The 13,705-nt window shown below is 67.7% G+C and carries 14 protein-coding genes and 1 pseudogene; 9 read left to right on the top strand and 6 right to left on the bottom strand.

All coding sequences use genetic code 11. The features are described 5' to 3' along the window. Nucleotides 1–18: 18 nt before the first annotated feature. Complete coding sequence (locus tag OG609_RS01440; RefSeq protein ID WP_327271051.1) at nt 19–510, bottom strand: hypothetical protein; 492 nt, start codon at nt 508–510, stop codon at nt 19–21. A 519-nt stretch (nt 511–1,029) separates the two neighbouring features. Here OG609_RS01440 and OG609_RS01435 point away from each other — a divergent pair. From OG609_RS01435 to OG609_RS01425, 3 genes are all read left to right on the top strand, one after another. After that, complete coding sequence (locus tag OG609_RS01435) at nt 1,030–1,875, top strand: pentapeptide repeat-containing protein (protein ID WP_327271050.1); 846 nt, start codon at nt 1,030–1,032, stop codon at nt 1,873–1,875. Nucleotides 1,876–2,032: 157 nt separating this feature from the next. Further along, on the top strand, nt 2,033–3,397 hold the full coding sequence (locus OG609_RS01430) for a radical SAM protein (protein ID WP_327271049.1): 1,365 nt from the start codon (nt 2,033–2,035) through the stop codon (nt 3,395–3,397). Nucleotides 3,398–3,596: 199 nt separating this feature from the next. Next, nucleotides 3,597–4,031, top strand: a complete 435-nt coding sequence (locus tag OG609_RS01425) for an SDR family NAD(P)-dependent oxidoreductase (protein WP_327271048.1) — start codon at nt 3,597–3,599, stop codon at nt 4,029–4,031. A 121-nt stretch (nt 4,032–4,152) separates the two neighbouring features. Here OG609_RS01425 and OG609_RS01420 read toward each other — a convergent pair whose 3' ends face one another. Beyond that, nucleotides 4,153–4,848, bottom strand: coding sequence for an NADPH-dependent F420 reductase (locus tag OG609_RS01420; protein WP_327277904.1), 696 nt, complete (start codon nt 4,846–4,848; stop codon nt 4,153–4,155). Nucleotides 4,849–5,002: 154 nt separating this feature from the next. On the opposite strand from OG609_RS01420, the gene OG609_RS01415 reads away from it, so the two are divergent. After that, nucleotides 5,003–5,554, top strand: a complete 552-nt coding sequence (locus OG609_RS01415) for a glycoside hydrolase family 25 protein (protein WP_327271047.1) — start codon at nt 5,003–5,005, stop codon at nt 5,552–5,554. Between the two features lie 198 nt (nt 5,555–5,752). Next, complete coding sequence (gene adhP / locus OG609_RS01410; RefSeq protein ID WP_327271046.1) at nt 5,753–6,766, top strand: alcohol dehydrogenase AdhP; 1,014 nt, start codon at nt 5,753–5,755, stop codon at nt 6,764–6,766. A 110-nt stretch (nt 6,767–6,876) separates the two neighbouring features. Here the strand turns inward: adhP and OG609_RS01405 are convergent, their stop codons facing one another. Continuing rightward, nucleotides 6,877–7,182: a hypothetical protein gene (locus tag OG609_RS01405; protein ID WP_327271045.1), complete on the bottom strand. Its 306-nt coding sequence runs from the start codon at nt 7,180–7,182 to the stop codon at nt 6,877–6,879. Nucleotides 7,183–7,340: 158 nt separating this feature from the next. Here OG609_RS01405 and OG609_RS01400 point away from each other — a divergent pair, with 158 nt between their 5' ends. After that, nucleotides 7,341–7,805, top strand: a complete 465-nt coding sequence (locus OG609_RS01400) for a MarR family winged helix-turn-helix transcriptional regulator (RefSeq protein ID WP_327271044.1) — start codon at nt 7,341–7,343, stop codon at nt 7,803–7,805. Nucleotides 7,806–7,841: 36 nt separating this feature from the next. Further along, the gene (locus OG609_RS01395; protein WP_327271043.1) at nt 7,842–8,111 is read left to right on the top strand and encodes a hypothetical protein; all 270 of its coding nucleotides are present in this window, start codon (nt 7,842–7,844) and stop codon (nt 8,109–8,111) included. An 815-nt stretch (nt 8,112–8,926) separates the two neighbouring features. On the opposite strand, the gene OG609_RS01390 is transcribed toward OG609_RS01395, so the two are convergent. Further along, a complete protein-coding gene (locus OG609_RS01390) occupies nt 8,927–9,301 on the bottom strand; it encodes a hypothetical protein (protein WP_327278397.1) in 375 nt (124 codons plus the stop codon). A 498-nt stretch (nt 9,302–9,799) separates the two neighbouring features. After that, nucleotides 9,800–9,955: pseudogene (locus OG609_RS45965) on the bottom strand (hypothetical protein); the annotation flags it as partial. Between the two features lie 499 nt (nt 9,956–10,454). Between OG609_RS45965 and OG609_RS01380 the strand changes: the two are divergent. Then, nucleotides 10,455–10,985 (top strand): AsnC family protein, encoded by a 531-nt coding sequence (locus tag OG609_RS01380; RefSeq protein ID WP_327271042.1) that lies wholly within the window; start codon nt 10,455–10,457, stop codon nt 10,983–10,985. Nucleotides 10,986–11,006: 21 nt separating this feature from the next. Continuing rightward, nucleotides 11,007–11,342, top strand: a complete 336-nt coding sequence (locus tag OG609_RS45960) for an Lrp/AsnC ligand binding domain-containing protein (RefSeq protein WP_442818054.1) — start codon at nt 11,007–11,009, stop codon at nt 11,340–11,342. 314 nt (nt 11,343–11,656) lie between these two features. Here the strand turns inward: OG609_RS45960 and OG609_RS01370 are convergent, their stop codons facing one another. Next, the gene (locus tag OG609_RS01370) at nt 11,657–12,238 is read right to left on the bottom strand and encodes a hypothetical protein (protein WP_327271041.1); all 582 of its coding nucleotides are present in this window, start codon (nt 12,236–12,238) and stop codon (nt 11,657–11,659) included. Nucleotides 12,239–13,705 lie beyond the last annotated feature (1,467 nt).

Below are 13,705 nucleotides of genomic sequence, written 5' to 3'. Positions count from 1 at the left end.
GCGGCGCGAGGCCGCCCACTAGCCGCCGTTCGGCCGTCGGACACCGGTCGGTGGTTCGACCTCCAGGAATCTTCTGCGCCGCGGTCCGCGGTACAGCAGCACCGTCCAGCCCAACTCCCGCAGCACAGCCGCGCACCGGGCCAGCTCGCCCTCCTCCGCATGGGCGGCCCCACTGCCGGGCGGACCGAGCCACTCGACCCTCACGCTGCCCGGCGCCTCTCCCTGCTCCAGGCGGTACCCGGTCGCCGTACGCAGGCCGGAGTCGTCAACGGCCGAGGCGGCAAGGCCTGACGCCTCCAGTGCCAGGGCGATGGCCCGTATCGGCCGGTGGGTCTCCCACTGCGCGGGTACGCCCTCCGGGCTCGCGTGCCCAGTGTTCGTCAGCTGCCGGATCTGCAGCATCCCTTCGAACGCTGTCCGTACCGAGGCGTCACGCTTCCCGTCCGGTGCCGGGTTCCTCGGGCCGTCCCCGGTGGCCGGTTCGAACCCGGTCTCGTGCTCGGTGCCCATCAGCGTCCCCTTCGCCCGTGCCGTGCTGCTGCCAGTGTGCGTCGTCCCACTGACAACGGCTCGGGCGCGAGGCATCGACCGTCCCGACATCGCGCGCCTGCGCCCGTTTCTCCGGAGTCCTCTCGCGGATCGAGCAGACGACCGGGTCGCTGCTGGTGCACGGTGCATCCAGACCGGACGCGGCCGAGGGCACGACGCCGGCCGACGGTGTGACTGCAGGAACGGCCAGTGCCGTCCCCGGGGCGAACAGTGCGCTTCCCGCCATGGCGAGCAGCGGGAGGAGAAGGATGACGACGAGTCTGCGGATGAGCGGGCCCGGTGGGACGCAGAGGAGGGCCAGGCGGCAGACAATTTACGTACATGCGCGAAGAGGTGCTCGTTTCGCCGAGGGAACAGGGCGAAACGGGCGCCACGGTGGCCTGGGCGTCCGGGAGCGATCACGAAATCGGCGCGTACAGGTGACGGATCCCGATAGGGTCGACCGTCCGACAGCTCCGTACCCCAGAGGATCCACGCACTGTGCCCGACAATGTCCAAGGCCCCGGTACCGACCGCACCGATCGTGCTTCACTGCGCGCCGACTGTGCGAACTGTTTCGGGCTGTGCTGCGTCGCACTGACCCTGACCCGGTCCGCGGACTTCGCGATCAACAAGGATGCCGGTAAGCCCTGCCGCAATCTGCAGGAGGACTTCCGCTGCGGCATTCATACCGAACTACGGACCCAGGGATTCCCGGGCTGCACCGTGTACGACTGCTTCGGAGCCGGTCAGAAGGTCTCGCACGAGACCTTCGACGGGCAGGACTGGCGCCGGGCCCCGCAGACCGCCCAGCAGATGTTCCAGGTGTTCCCGGTCATGCGACAGCTCCATGAACTCCTCTGGTACCTGACGGAAGCGCTGTCCCTGGAACCGGCGCGCTCCCTGCACGGCGAGATCCGCCGCACCCTCGACGAAACGGAACGCCTCACCCATCTCCCGGCAGACGCGTTCACAGGCCTGGATGTGGCCGCACACCGCGACGACGTGGCCGTCCTGCTGCTCCGTACCAGCGAACTCGTACGAGCCACGGCGCCCCGCCGCAAAAAGCGCGATCGCCGTGGTGCCGACCTGATCGGAGCCCGGCTCAAAGGCGCCGATCTGCAGGGAGCCGATCTACGGGGTGTGTACCTCATCGCAGCTGACCTCAAGGGCGCCGATCTGCGTCTGGCCGATGTGATCGGGGCCGACTTCCGGGACGCCGACCTGGCCGGCGCCGACCTCACCGGAAGTCTCTTCCTCACCCAGGCCCAGCTCAATGCGGCCAGGGGTGACGCGACGACGAAGCTCCCGCCCTCGCTCAGCCGCCCCACGCACTGGCACAGGTGATTCCCGGCCCGGACCGCGATTCTGACGGACCGGACACCGTCTCCGCCGGGCCAGGACGAATCGGCCGGTGCGGCGGGGCACGGCCGAACCCCGTGGTTCGTTGCACAGTGTGGCGTACCCGGAACGCCTTCGACGACCGGACCGAGGAGTCCCGCACATGCCCAGCAGTACCGACCGCAGCCGCACAGAGCAGAGTCGTGCCGACGGGAACCGTACCCGCCTGATCGAGCGGCTCATGGAGCAGTTCCCGCATGTGCCCCGGGAAGCCGTCATCAAGGAAGATCTGCTGCGCGGCGGCGTGGCGTTCGACGAGTCCGCCCTCAGCGACAACGAGGGCGGTGATGTCAAGCCGAAGTCGTACTTCATCTTCTCGTTCGACCACGGAACCCTCCCCGAGCTCGGCGCGGCCGCACTCCGCCGTCCGCCGGAGGAGATCGTGCTGACCGGAGGTCCGTACGAACTGCGCAGGACCGTGGTGTCGGTTCGGGTCAATCCGGCGTCCCCGTACCGCGTCGCGGCCGATGACGACGGTGTGCTCGGGCTGTACCTCGACGACAGGCGGATCTCCGACGTCGGCCTGCCGCCGATGCCGGACTACTACCGTCACACCCTTGAGAACGGCAAGTCCGTGATGGAGGTCGCGCCCACCATCCAGTGGGGCTACCTCGTCTATCTGACGGTCTTCCGGGTCTGCCAGTACTTCGGGGCGAAGGAGGAGTGCCAGTACTGCGACATCAACCACAACTGGCGCCAGCACAAGGCGGCGGGACGCCCGTATACCGGTGTGAAGCCGGTCGAGGAGGTCCTGGAGGCACTGGCCATCATCGACAAGTACGACACCGCGAAGACCTCCACCGCCTACACTCTCACCGGCGGCGCCATCACCTCTCACATCGGCGGCCGCGACGAGGCCGATTTCTACGGGCAGTACGCCAAGGCCATCGAGGAGCGCTTCCCAGGTCGATGGATCGGCAAGGTTGTCGCCCAGGCCCTGCCCAAGGCCGATGTGCAGCGCTTCCACGACTACGGTGTCCAGATCTACCACCCCAACTACGAGGTGTGGGACCGCCGGCTGTTCGAGCTCTACTGCCCCGGCAAGGAACGCTACGTGGGCCGCGACGAGTGGCACCGCCGCATCCTGGACTCCGCCGAGGTCTTCGGCCCCCGCAATGTCATCCCCAACTTCGTGGCGGGCGTGGAGATGGCCGAGCCTTTCGGCTTCACCACGGTGAACGAGGCCATCGACTCGACCACCGAGGGCCTGCGGTTCTTCATGTCGCACGGCATCACTCCGCGATTCACCACCTGGTGCCCCGAGCCCACCACCCCGCTCGGAAAGACCAACCCGGACGGAGCGCCGCTGGAGTACCACATCCGCCTGCTGGACGCCTACCGCGCCACCATGGAGGAGTACGGGCTCAGCTCGCCCCCTGGCTACGGCCCGCCCGGCCCCGGACGTGCAGTCTTCTCCGTCAGCTCGTTCATGGACAGTCTTCCGGCCCGTCCGGACGACGTTCAGTAGTACCGGGCCGATCGTCGGGCACCACCGGGGCGGCGGAAGCCAGTTCACGTACGACCACCGTCGTGGCGACGGCCCGCAGGCCCGAAGCCCTCGACGATCTGGTCGCCGGGTACCCCGACGGGGCGGTCGCAGCCCAGTTGGACGTCACCGAAACGGCTCGCATCGCCGAGGTCGTCGCCGACACCGTGCTCTGGTACGGGTGCGCCAGGGCGGGCGGTTCTCGTCCCCCGGTGTCGGCGCCTACTCGGCGGCCAAGTTCGCCCTCGAAGGCCTGTCCGAGGCACTTGCGGCAGAGGTGGCCCCGCACGGAATCAAGGTGCTGATCGTCGAACCCGGATCGTTCCGGACCGGGTTCGACGGCGGAGGGGCACTCCGGCAGACCGCCGCGATCTCCGCGTACGCGGCGACTGTCGGCCCCGTCCGGACCAATCTCCCCGGGTCGGACGGCAAGCAGGAGGGCGACCCCGACAAGGCCGCCGAGGCCATCCTCACCGCCCTCACAGCCGAGAAGACGCCGCTCCGGCTGCTGTTCGGCAACGATGCGACCGATGCGATCCACGCCCACCTCGATGCCGCGTGCGCCGGGACTCTTGAGCGGGAGACAGCCAGCCGCAGCACCGACCTCGGCGATTAGGGGGCGTTGGCGGCGGGACCGGGTGGTACGGCGCATGTTCTGGACCGTCGGGTTCTCGACGGTCCGGTGCACGCGGCGACCGCGCCGGGACGAACCCGTTGATTGCCGGCGCCCCGTGCCGTCAGGCGCGCCACTCCGCCGTGCGCTCCGGAGACGCTTCGGCGAGCGCCTTGGCGACGGCTTCGGCATCGCCCTGATGGCCGTAGACCGGCGTGCCGGGCTGCTGCCGCCAGGACTCGTCGAGGCCACCTGCGTCCACCGTGTCGAAGCCCAGCTCGTCGATGAGGCCGCGTACGACCTGCTTGGCTGCAGAGTCGTCACCAGCCACCGGCAGCGCCTGCCGTCCGGGGCTGCCCTTCGGGAGGCCGTTGGCAAGGATGTCCTGCGCGTACGTCCCGTTGAAAGCCTTGATCACCGGGTGGCCGATCTGTTCCTCGGTCCACCGGCTTTCCGCCAGACCGTCCTCGATCGCGGCGATGCGGCCGTCTCGCTGCTGCGGGTAGTAGTTGTTCGTGTCGATGACCACGACCCCCTCTGCGGCCCCGTCCAGGAACCCGGAGGGCAGAGCGGGGACGGCCTTGACAGGGACGGTGATGACAACGATCTGGGCTCCCCGAGCAGCCTCCGCGGAGGTGACCGGGGTGGCTCCGGTCTCCTCGGCGAGCGCGGTGAGTGTCTTCGGACCGCGCGAGTTGGCGACGGAAACGTCATGGCCAAGCGCCGTGAGGCGCCGGGTGAGGTTACCGCCGATGTTGCCCGCTCCGATGATTCCGATCTTCATGGATCCGACCTTCCGATGGTGCCTGCGGTACGTGATGTGGTCTCGCCGGTTCACCAACTCCCCACTGAAGGCCCATATTCCGGGTAATGGAAAAATGTTCGCCCGTTCACCAGAAGGATGGGACCGGACGACTGCGGGCACGTACAGGAAGAGGAAACGGAATCACCGAGCCCGCTTGGAGGCGGTGCCCATGCTGCATGGCGTCGATGTCAGCTCGTATCAGTCGTCCTTCGACACGGACGGACTGGACTTCGTCTTCATCAAGGCCACCGAGGGCCGTTCGTATGTCAATCCGCATCTGACCTCGCAGGTCAAACGTGCCAGGGACACAGCGTGCGTGGTCGGCTTCTACCATTTTCTCTGGCCGGGCAACATCACGGAGCAGGCGGAGTACTTCGTGAGCAAGGCTCCGGAGCAGGCGGGTGATCTGCTCGCCGTGGACTGGGAAGAGAACGGCGAGGGCACGCGGGCGAGCAATTCCGAGAAGGACGGCTTCATCCGTGAGGTCAAGCGCCTGAGGCCCCATCACAGGGTCTTGCTGTACTGCAACCGCTACTTCTGGCTGAATCACGACACCACGTCGTATGCGGGGGACGGCCTGTGGATTGCCGACTACGTGACCGCGGGGAAGCCCAGGATCGAAGCGTCCTGGCGCATTCATCAGTACACCGACCAGCCGCTCGACAAGGACGTCGCCGCTTTCTCCTCGCGGACCGCCATGCGTGACTGGGCTCAGGGGTAGCCGCGCGCGCCGTGCGGACGGCAATCGGGCAGCTGCGAGCGGGCACGCAGCACGTGGCACCGAGCACCGGGCAGGGGGGCAGGGAAGAGTGAGATCTGGCCATCTGAAATACTCTGTTTCGAGGCTTCTGTCCCCCTCTGCGATAGTGGAGGGGGGCCGCTGAGCCGGACGTGCCCGATCGAAGCGGAGGAGTAATCCATGAAAGCCGCCGTTGTCCGCAGCTTCACCGAGCCGCTGGTGGTCGAGGAGAGGCCCGTGCCGACGCCGGACGGGCACCAGGTCCTGGTGCGGATGGAGACCTCCGGGCTGTGCCACACGGACATTCACGCGGCACAGGGCGACTGGCCGGTCAAGCCCAGCCCGCCATTCGTGCCGGGTCACGAGGGCATCGGCATCGTCGAAGCGGCCGGTGAACAGGTCACGCATCTTGCAGTGGGGGATCGAGTGGCCATCCCCTGGCTCGGAGAGGCGTGCGGACACTGCGACTACTGCATCTCCGGCTGGGAGACGCTCTGTCTGAAGCAGCAGAACAGCGGCTACTCCGTGGATGGCAGCCATGCCGAGTACGCGCTGGCGCACGGAACGTACGTGGTGCCGGTACCCGCCGGCATCGACCCGCTGGACGCGGCGCCGCTGACCTGCGCGGGCGTTACCACGTACAAGGCCGTGAAGCTGTCCGGCGCACGCCCGGGCATGCGCGCCCTCGTCTCCGGCATCGGTGGTCTGGGCCACCTCGCCCTGCAGTACGCGCGGATCTTCGGCGCCGAGACGATCGCCGTCGATGTCACCGACGAGAAGCTGGCCCTCGCCCGCGAACTGGGCGCCGACCATGTCATCGATGCCCGGGTCCAGGATGTTGCCGAGGAGACCCATCGGCTCGGTGGAGCCGACGCGGCCATCTCGCTGGCCGTGAGCAATGCATCGTTCGGCGCCGCCTACAGTGCGCTGCGCCGGGGTGGCACGCTGGTCCTGGTGGCGCTCCCCGCCGAGGGCACGCTCGAACTGCCCGTCTTTGACACGGTACTGAACGGTACGAAGATCGTCGGCTCCATCGTCGGAACCCGTGAGGACCTCGCCGAAGTGTTCCAACTGCACAGGCTCGGCCGCACGCGCGTCGTCCGCGAGAGCCGAGGTCTTGAGGACATCAACGCGGCGATCGACGAAGTGCTGAAGGGTAAAGTGTCAGGTCGTCTCGTCTTCGATATGCGCTGAACCTGCGCTGAACCGCACACGTGCAGAGCCGCCGACGGTGCTTGTCCGCGCTCTCGTCCGTGCCTTGTCCGTGTCCGTGGCCGGGCGCGGACAGGTGCCGCCCGGGTCGCTCAGTGCGACTGCAACAAGGTGAGGTGGCCCTCGGGATCACGCACATGGGCGGTGCGGAGCGTGGGGTCCCAGTCTGGCCGTTCGCACGCATCAGCGACCGGTGAGGCGCCGTGTTCCAGGCAGTGCGTCAGCCCGGCATCGGCATCGGTGACCCGGCAGACGAACATCGAACGGTCCTGGGCGGGCGGTGCCTCGCCCGGCAGGCGCGCGATCCCGGCGACGGCCGTCATCGCACCGCGGTCGAAGAGCGCCAGCCCCCTGACCGTCGACGTCCCAGTGTGCGTACGGGCCGGACTCGCTGCCACAGGCCCGGGTCACCTCGATCAGAGCAGGCAGCACCGCATCGTAGAAGCGGAAGCAATCCGTGAAGCGGCTGACCAGCAGGCGCGGGTGCAAGGTATCCGTGACGTGCTCCAATTAATAGGTGAAGACCCATCATTGGTAGAAGCCTAAGATATCGCCAATGAGCGAAACCCCGCCCAGCCTCCTGGGACTCACGACCTATCTGCTGTCCAAGACCGGCAAGGCCGCGCGGAGCCGGCTGGCAGCGCGAGTGGCCGAGCGCGATCTGCGGCTCTGGCACATGGCCGTGCTGTCGGCACTGGTCGATTTCGGCCCTCATGTGCAGCGGGAGTTGGCGTCACGGCTCGGGATCGACCGGAGCGACATGGTCAAGATCGTTGACGATCTGGCGGTGGCCGGACTCGTGGACCGGGCTCGCGACACCACCGACCGCCGCCGGGTGACCATCACGCCCACCCAGGCGGGCCGCGCGATGCTCGCGGACCTGCAGGCCGAGGCCCTGGCTGTGCAGCGGGAACTGTTCGCCCCCCTGACCGGCCCCGAACAGGCGCAGCTGGCAGCCCTGTTGAGACGAGTTCACGCCCATGTCCATGAAGGGACCGAAGAATCGCGGTCAGGTCGCTGAGCGATTCCCCGAGTCCGGTGCGGCAGACTTTCCCGGGTGACCACAGCCGCGGCTCAGCCGCCTCGTGACCGTGCGCTCGGGCGCGGAATCTCCACCCTCATTCCGCAGGCCGCGACCGCAACCCCGGCCGAACACGCGGCGGCCGTACTGGTGGCCATGCAGAGCGTTCCGGTCCGGGTGGGAGTCCTCCAGGCTGCCGCGGTGCTTCTGGAGGAGCGGGTGCGTGCGACGGAGGACGGCGCGGAGCGCGCGGCGGCAGCGACGACAGTCGCCATGCTGCGCAGCGCGATCGGCCGGGCCGGCTGAACCAATCAGCCATGCCGGGAGTCGGCCCGGTGAAAGACCTGGGGAGTCGCTCATCGGCGCAGTACGTCGAGAGCCCGGACGCACGCGTCCGGATTCTCCCGCCAGTAGCTTCAACTGTCCTCGTGGGACGGAACAGTGGCGAGGGCGTCCTTCAGCCGAGACTTCGAGACCCGGGAGCTCTCGTACGGTCACCACAGCTGCCGCCGGCCCGGCATGTCCCCCTTCGGCGGGGTACCCGAGGCCCGCCGCACCGCGCTCGGCGACCGTCGTACGCGTGGACTTCACCAGCGGTTTCAGCCACCGGGCCCACTGACTGCAAGCGTCCTCCTCCGGTCGCACCGCCTTCTCCAGCAGCGGTGCCAGCGCCCGAGTCGGACGTTCGCGATAGCTTGCGGCACTCTCTGTGACCCATGGGTGTTCGGTGATCGGTCTCCACGTCCAACCAGTCGCGCCACCAGGCACCGGCGGGCCGCAGCCCCTCAGTACCCCCGAGGACGAAGGTGTCACGCACCAGTTCGTACCGTGGTGGTCTGGCTTCCGCCAACAGGACGGCGTCGCACAGGTCCTTGCCCTGCGGGTACGTGTCAGCGGCCAGCCAGAGCAGCTTCCAGACCAGTGACAGTTCGGGGGATGCGGCCAGTACGCGACACCCGGGACCGTCCCTCAGCGGCTGAAGTTCAGTGACTGCTGCCGGGGCAGGCAGGGTCAGGTTGAACACCACATCGAGTTGTATGGTGCCGCCGGGCACCCCGGGCGCCGTCCAGGCAGCAGCATACGGCGGCCCGGAACCCGGTCATACGTCCAGATGTCCTCCGTCACCATGCCGGTCGCATCGATCCGGACAGAACCACGAGCGGCGGCTGCCGCGGCCCGGGTGATCGTGTCGAACAGACCCGAGTCCGGGGACCGCCCATGGCCCAGTCCCGAGGCACGACAAGGAAGTCCAGGTCGCCCGGTTCACGAGCCGCTTCCTCGAACCAGGTGGCCATCAACACGCTGCCACGCAGCACGAGATGCCTGCCCCACGGGCCGTCCGCGACAACGGCGAGCACCGTATCCGGAGCAGTACGTCGCGCCCCGTGCCAGGCCCGGCCCATCTCTTCGTCCGCACCGTCGAATTCCGGCTCCCCTGCCTGGTAGGGGTTGGCGAACTGCTGCAGAGCGGGCTCGGAGATCACTGGGTGATTCATGCCCGCAGGGGCGGGCAGCACGCGTTGCTGATGGAAGCCGGCGGGAGTGTGAGGATGGATGGAAAGCGGCGGACGCCGGTGGCGGTGTCCCAGTCGACGACGCCGGTGTGGGCAGTCGACCGGACTTCCGCCTCCGCGAAGTGCGCGCCGAGAAGGGCGCGGGGGGCCGAGTTCTCGGGCAGGCGGATCAGCTGCAGGTCGGCAGTCCAGGTCGTGCGCGGCGAGGGCTCGGAAGCAGTTGCGGATCGAGTTCTCAGTCTCGAATTTCAGGCTCACTCGGGGGTAGCGCCGTCGGAAATCGACGATGGCCTCGGCCATGAAGTGCCGTACGGTTGTTCCTTCCGTGGTGACACGCACCGAACTGCCGTCCCTGCGCGCCAGGTCTTGCAGACGGCGTACGGCGAGGTCGGTGCCGCCGATACCGTCGGCGGCGGCCGCCTGGCGGATTCGCCCTGTCTCAGTGGGCACGAGACCCCGCGTATGCCGTTCGAGCAGGCTCACGTCAAGCTCCCGTTCCAGCCGCCTGCCGTGCTGGCTCACCGCAGACTGAGTGCACGACGTTGCCGCCGTGATCGCCGCCGGCTCAACCTTCGGCAGGATGCTAGGTCCGTGGGTGGGCCGCGAACTGCCACCGACCGCACTGCATGCTCTCATCGTTACGGTCGGCGTCACCGCGGCCGGCGTCGTGATTGTGTGGTATCCCCTTGCCAAGTGGTGGCTCTCATAGAACAGTTGAAAGAAACCGGTCGTGTGCCCGCATCAGCGAACACCGCTCGCGTTGTCGACTCACCAGGGCCTCGAAGAAATTGGTCGCGCCGTGACCGACTCGACATGAACAAGCGGCTCGACATGTTGAACGCGGCAGTGCCTGTTTCCCGTCGTCCAGCCGGCGCCGCCGCTGCACGACCTGCTCGGCCTGACGAAGGTAGGAATAAGTGGGGCCAACTACCGGCGGACGCGGCTCCCCGCCCCATGGCTGCGTAAGCGGCGGGGACGGGAGTCGGCAGAGGTAGCTGCTGCTCAGCGCGCGGACGGGGACAGGGCTGAGGGCTCCGTTGCGGCAGCGGTGATGGCGGGGCGCGGGCTGCGGACCGGAAGGAAGACCAGCAGTCCGGCAACCAGTCCTGAGGCGCTCGGCGAGGTGCGCTGGCACATGCGTGTGCGGTGCGCCCCGCATGCCGGCCATGACGTCGCCAAGGCACTGGCCAGACGTGAGGACACCGTCTGGGTCGCCCTCGGCTCCGGTGGCACCGAGATCAACTGCTCCACCGGGGTCCGCCCCGGACAAGTGGACCGGTCCGTGCTCCTGCAACGACTCCCGCGCATTCCCAGCGTGGTCGACGTCACGGCCCACTGCGTCATGCACACCTTCTTCGGCGGCCCCCAGAGCCTGGTCATGAAGTCCGGCGCCCTCACCCCCAACCAGGCGGAACAGCTCACCGACCACCCTCTCGCCGTTCCGGATGACCGCCCGCCCCTCGACTTCGACGACGCCGACCGACGTCTGCTCCAGTCCCTGGCCATCGACGGACGTACCGCACTCACCGACCTGGCCACTCTCACCGGCTGGAGCCCGGCCAAGGTCCGCCGACGGATGGATGAACTCCAGACCCACGGCACGCTCTACTTCGACCTCGAACTGGACTGGCACAGCCTCGACGTACGCGTCCGGTTCAGGATGTGACTCTCCGTCGCCCCGTCCGAGCTGCTCACCACCGGCCAGGCCCTGGCAGAACATCCCGAGGCCGCCTACGTCTGCGCCACCACCGGGCCAACCGACCTGCATGCCGTGCTGATGAGCCACAACGTCCAGGACCTCTTTACCTACCTCACCACCCGTGTCGCCGCTCTTCCCGCCGTTCGGCAAGCCGAGACTGCACCGATCAGACGCACCCTCAAGGGGCCGAGGCCGTTCCCCTGTTGCCCGCCCCGTTCTCTTCAACACCGAGCTGATCAAGCGGCCCTGGAAGACGCCGTCCCAGGTCGAACTGGCCACTGCCGAGTGGGTCGACTGGCTCAACCACCGTCGGCGGCAGGGTGAGATCGGCTACGTCCCACACGTCGAATGCGACGCCACCTAAATCCACCAGAACAAAACCCCAGGGCACAGTCGCAACCTAGGCTCTCGATCAAACCCGGAACGGTTCAGGGGGCGTGTGAGGGCGGGTGTTCCGGCCGGGCTGCCGGTGCTTTGCCGTCCGGCTCGTTCGGGCGTGGCAGGTGTGTGTGGGTTGTCGGGCATTGGTCGGGTGCGTGTGGGCATCCGGGGCCGGGGTGTCCCGGCAGGGGGTGCGCAGGCCGGAACCCCGGCCCGATTCCGGCGGGCCGGGGTTCTGTGTTACGCGGGTGTCTCGATCACCGGCCGTCGTAGTCGTCGTCGTAGCCGCCGTCATAGCCGCTGTCGTAGTGGCGCGAGAGCACCCGGAAGCTGCCCACGACGCCGTCGTGGACGAAGACGCCGCCCCGGACGTGCCCGGGGAACACGCCGTCGCTGGAGCTGTGAGGTCCGACGGTGGCGATGGGGGCGCCGTTGTCGCAGGTGGCCCCCCGGAAGACCTCGATGGTCCTGCGACTGTCGTTGCGGATGTTGAGACTGTTGGAGCCGAGGCCGCTGACCACGGTGATGCAGCCACCGGGGTCGTCGCTGTACGTACGCTCGTTGATCTGGATCCGACCCTCGTAGTAGTCCCGGTCGCCGTGGCCCCGGTCGTCATAGCCCCGGTCGTCGTCGTAGCCCCGGTCGTTGTTGCCCTTGCCTTCGTTGCCCCTGCCGGCGTCGCCGCCTTCGAGGGCCGAAACGGGGGCGGTGGCCTGCTGGACGACAGGGGATGCGTGGGCCGGCTCGGTGGTGGCGGCCGAGGCGTAGGTGATGCCGGTGGCGGCCAGTGCCGAGGCGGCCGCGATGGCTGCGGTAACGACAGTGGAACGGGTAACCATGTCACTTCTCCTGTCTCAGAGAGGTCGGCCGAGGACCCGGCCTGTGATTGAACGTAGTGACGGTCCCCATAGCTGTCATATCGGACACCTTGGAGGGTTGGTGCCGGGGCGCCGATCGGGGTACACAAGACACCCATATGCGATTGCCGGATAATCGGATGAGTTGTCAATTCCACTTATTTATAGGTTGGTTGATGAATCATTAGCCTTTCCGGGCGACATTCTGACAGTCACTCACCCCCTGGTGGCAGCGTGTCTTTGTTGACACTGCCCGGGCGGGAGGTGCGCGCCGCTGTCCTGAACGCCCGTCATTGATGGTTCCCTCATCCTGACCTGCGGTGACGGCCCGTAGAGCCGTTGGTCGACCTCCGTCGCGCGGCCGGTCCTTTGGAATCGATGCCGGAGTTGAGCCAGAACCAGAATTCGGCGACAACCAGGTCCCGCGGATGAGGTGGATCTCATCGCTGAGTGACAGAGCGACAGCCGCTCTCGTGACTCAGTGTCAAAAGCCACATGACAGCAGCGTCCGGGCGCGCCCATGCCCTGTGGGCGCTGAAGGCATGCAGGGGGGTTCCGGACAGCCCAAGGGGACCAGCTGGTTCGGGGGTTCGTAAGCGGCATCTGCGGTTTGTTGCACGGGTATGGACGAGGGCGAAATCGTTCCTACACAGCTTCGCCCAGAAGTCCAGAAGTCCAGAATCCCAGAAGCCCTGGAAAGGAAACACGTGACGGGCGAGCCGGTCGACACGGCGACCCTATTCAGGACATCTCCATACTTGGGGTACGTGGGCGCCACGAGGTAATGGGTGATTTGGTCGTTCACCACCTGCACGTGGCGTCGTTACGTCCGTGGGTCGGTATCAAGCAGGAGTGCCGACGGAAAGTGGAAGGGGACCGATTAACCCTGCTTCCCCCGACAGAGGGGACCGGCGACGAAGCGCGCACTCCGAGGCTTGTGTGGCACCGGCCGACCGGGGACGCCACGTGAACGACGAGCGGATCCGGGTTCACCGGCCTTCGGGCCGGTCGCGTCTACTGCGTGGCGTGGAATGCGGGCCTTGAGGGCAGCTCCGCGCTGATCCTGCCCGCTGCACGGAATCTCGGTAGCCGCTGACGGGTCCGAGTGGGGTCAGGCCGGCCGACGAGCTCCGGGTGCTCGCCCTCGGTCTTGCGGCCACGGCGTCAGCCCCTGGCCGCTGAGCGGTGCGACCAGCGCTGGGTCGACGGGCCGGCCGTCTCTTGGTGTCCGTCCCCACGTTCCGCGAGACGGACCCCGGAGCGCCGATGCCGGCTGGGGCGTCACTCAGTCGTCCTCGGCGGAGCACTGGGGTACCGGGGGCGCATCGGTACCAACCCGCTCCTGAGGTCTGTAGGTCCCCTGCCTGGATCGGCGTTCCGGCTTCTTCGAGGGGCAGTTCCTGCCGACATCGCTCCAAGCCGGCTACGAGAGCGGGCTCGTCGGCCCCC

The sequence above is a fragment of the Streptomyces sp. NBC_01224 genome (assembly GCF_036002945.1).
GTDB lineage: Bacteria > Actinomycetota > Actinomycetes > Streptomycetales > Streptomycetaceae > Streptomyces.
The sequence above is the reverse complement of the archived record's forward strand: the minus strand, read 5'-3'. Positions and strand labels throughout refer to the sequence as shown.

What these genes read in the sequence shown, in the direction of transcription:
- OG609_RS01440 (WP_327271051.1), bottom strand. Translation starts at nt 510, where the DNA reads ATGGGCACCGAGCACGAGACCGGGTTCGAACCGGCCACCGGGGACGGC.
- OG609_RS01430 (WP_327271049.1), top strand. Translation starts at nt 2,033, where the DNA reads ATGCCCAGCAGTACCGACCGCAGCCGCACAGAGCAGAGTCGTGCCGAC.
- OG609_RS01415 (WP_327271047.1), top strand. Translation starts at nt 5,003, where the DNA reads ATGCTGCATGGCGTCGATGTCAGCTCGTATCAGTCGTCCTTCGACACG.
- adhP (WP_327271046.1), top strand. Translation starts at nt 5,753, where the DNA reads ATGAAAGCCGCCGTTGTCCGCAGCTTCACCGAGCCGCTGGTGGTCGAG.
- OG609_RS01400 (WP_327271044.1), top strand. Translation starts at nt 7,341, where the DNA reads ATGAGCGAAACCCCGCCCAGCCTCCTGGGACTCACGACCTATCTGCTG.
- OG609_RS01390 (WP_327278397.1), bottom strand. Translation starts at nt 9,301, where the DNA reads ATGAATCACCCAGTGATCTCCGAGCCCGCTCTGCAGCAGTTCGCCAAC.
- OG609_RS01380 (WP_327271042.1), top strand. Translation starts at nt 10,455, where the DNA reads ATGCGTGTGCGGTGCGCCCCGCATGCCGGCCATGACGTCGCCAAGGCA.
- OG609_RS01370 (WP_327271041.1), bottom strand. Translation starts at nt 12,238, where the DNA reads ATGGTTACCCGTTCCACTGTCGTTACCGCAGCCATCGCGGCCGCCTCG.